Origin of the sequence: Isoptericola sp. NPDC057191 (assembly GCF_042670225.1) — a bacterium.
Classification (GTDB): Bacteria; Actinomycetota; Actinomycetes; order Actinomycetales; family Cellulomonadaceae; genus Isoptericola.
The window spans coordinates 1-1,929 of sequence record NZ_JBHUWC010000305.1 but is presented as its reverse complement, the minus strand read 5'-3'; the positions used below and the strand labels follow the sequence as shown (position 1 = coordinate 1,929).

3 protein-coding genes and 1 pseudogene are annotated in these 1,929 nt (G+C 74.9%); 3 read left to right on the top strand and 1 reads right to left on the bottom strand.

The window, feature by feature from the left end; genetic code table 11:
- A pseudogene (locus ACFT55_RS20075) lies at window positions 1–245 on the top strand (hypothetical protein); the annotation flags it as partial.
- A 50-nt stretch (window positions 246–295) separates the two neighbouring features.
- Window positions 296–1,165 carry a 1,4-dihydroxy-2-naphthoate polyprenyltransferase gene (locus ACFT55_RS20070; protein WP_380245621.1) on the top strand — a complete coding sequence of 290 codons (870 nt, stop codon included), beginning with the start codon at window positions 296–298 and terminating at the stop codon, window positions 1,163–1,165.
- Here ACFT55_RS20070 and ACFT55_RS20065 read toward each other — a convergent pair.
- Window positions 1,148–1,486 (bottom strand): DUF4229 domain-containing protein, encoded by a 339-nt coding sequence (locus ACFT55_RS20065; protein ID WP_380245620.1) that lies wholly within the window; start codon window positions 1,484–1,486, stop codon window positions 1,148–1,150. The two genes, ACFT55_RS20070 and ACFT55_RS20065, sit on opposite strands and share 18 nt — an antisense overlap.
- 55 nt (window positions 1,487–1,541) lie before the next feature.
- Here ACFT55_RS20065 and ACFT55_RS20060 point away from each other — a divergent pair, with 55 nt between their 5' ends.
- Window positions 1,542–1,889 carry a PLD nuclease N-terminal domain-containing protein gene (locus ACFT55_RS20060; RefSeq protein ID WP_380245619.1) on the top strand — a complete coding sequence of 116 codons (348 nt, stop codon included), beginning with the start codon at window positions 1,542–1,544 and terminating at the stop codon, window positions 1,887–1,889.
- Window positions 1,890–1,929: the final 40 nt, after the last annotated feature.

Here is a 1,929-nt window from a genome sequence, read left to right as displayed (position 1 = left end):
CTTCGTCCTCAAACCGGCTCCATGAGGATCAAGTCAGCACGGACGATGCCGGGGCGGTGGGCCGGCTGCGCCCTGCCACGCCCGCCGAGCTGGCGCGGGTGCGGGCCGCCGTGACGACTAGGCTGGGGGCGCCGTCCGCGCCCCGCCGCGTGTACCGCGCGGCCGCGCTCCCGCTGCGCGGTCCCGGCAAGGTGGACCGCAGCGGCGTCGTCGCCCTCGTCCGCGAGCACGAGGCGCACGCCTGACCCGCTCGCGAACCGCGACGCCCTGGCGCCGCACCGACGGACGGAGAACGATGGCCACCTCGAGCGAGTGGATCGCCGGCGCACGCCCCCGCACGCTGCCGGCGGCAGCCGCACCCGTGCTGATCGGGTCAGGCGCGGCGGCCGACATCGATGCGTTCGCCTGGCTGCCCGCCGTGCTCGCCCTCGGCGTCGCGCTCGCCCTGCAGGTCGGCGTCAACTACGCCAACGACTACTCGGACGGCGTGCGCGGCACGGACCTGGACCGGGTGGGGCCGCTGCGCCTCACCGCGTCCGGCACCGTTCCGCCCGGCCGGGTCAAGGGCGCCGCGTTCGCGTCGTTCGGCGTCGCCGGCGTGCTGGGGCTCGCGCTGTGCGCGGTCACCGGGCACTGGTGGCTGCTCGCCGTGGGCGTGCTGTGCGTGCTCGCCGCGTGGTACTACACCGGCGGCAAGCACCCGTACGGGTACGCGGGGCTGGGCGAGGTGGGCGTCTTCGTGTTCTTCGGGCTCGTGGCCACGCTCGGCACCACGTACACGCAGGCCGACACGCTCACCTGGCCGGCGGTGCTCGGCGCCGTCGGCGTCGGGATGATCGCCTGCGGGCTGCTCATGGTGAACAACGTGCGCGACATCCCGACCGACGCCGTCGCGGGCAAGCGCACCCTCGCGGTGCGGCTGGGCGACCACCGGGCGCGCCGCTGGTACGCCGCGTGCGTCGTGCTGCCGGTGGTGCTCGGGATGGTCTGCGCGGCATGGTCGCCGTGGGCGATGCTCGTCACGGTGCTGCTGCTGCCTGCGGCGCTGCTCGTGGTCCCGGTCATGGCCGGGGCGCGCGGCCCGGCGCTGATCCGCGTGCTCGCCGGCACGGGCATGTTCGAGCTGGCGTACGGCGTGCTGCTGGGGCTAGGCCTGGCGCTCTGAGCCGTCCGCACCACGGCCGTCCGCGCCGCTGCCGTCGGCAGCGGTGCCCGTCCCCTCGGCCGACTCCCGGTCCATGACGGCGTCCTCGTAGTCGGTGTCCACGTCGTGCTTCGCGGAGCCGTCCTTGCGGCGCTGCTCCTTCTCGGCCAGCCAGCGAGCGGCCGAGTCGCGCGGGCCGCCGAGCGCCAGGTACGACACGGCGAAGGCCACGACGGCGGCGACGAGGACGAGGAGCCAGCTGCGCAGACCGAGCAGGTAGCCGCCGCCGAGGGCGGCGACGAACAGCAGGATCCGCCAGACGGTGTACATGACGAGAGGCACCCGTCCAGGGTAGGCGCGATTCCTGAGCCCCTTGACGCGGAACTAGGCTGGGGGCATGTTCGCGCGTGTGATCCTGCCGCTCCTCGTGGTAGGGCTCGCCCTCTACGCCCTGCTCGACCTCGCCGGGTCCGAGGAGGAGGAACGCGGCGGCCTCCCCCGGTGGCTGTGGGCGGTGATCATCGTGCTGCTGCCCATCTTCGGGGCCGTCGCGTGGATCATCGTCAAGCAGGCGAGCCGCCGGGCGTCCGGCGGCCGCGGCCCGTCCTCGCGACCGGGCCGCCCTGGCCCCGCCGGTCCGCGCCGCCCCTCGGGCCCCGTGGCGCCGGACGACGACCCGGAGTTCCTGTGGCGCCTCGAGCAGGAGAAGCGCCGCCGCCAGCGCGAGTCCGGCGACAGCTCCTGACCTCCAGCCGCGGGTCGGCCGACCCTGTGGGTACGAAAAG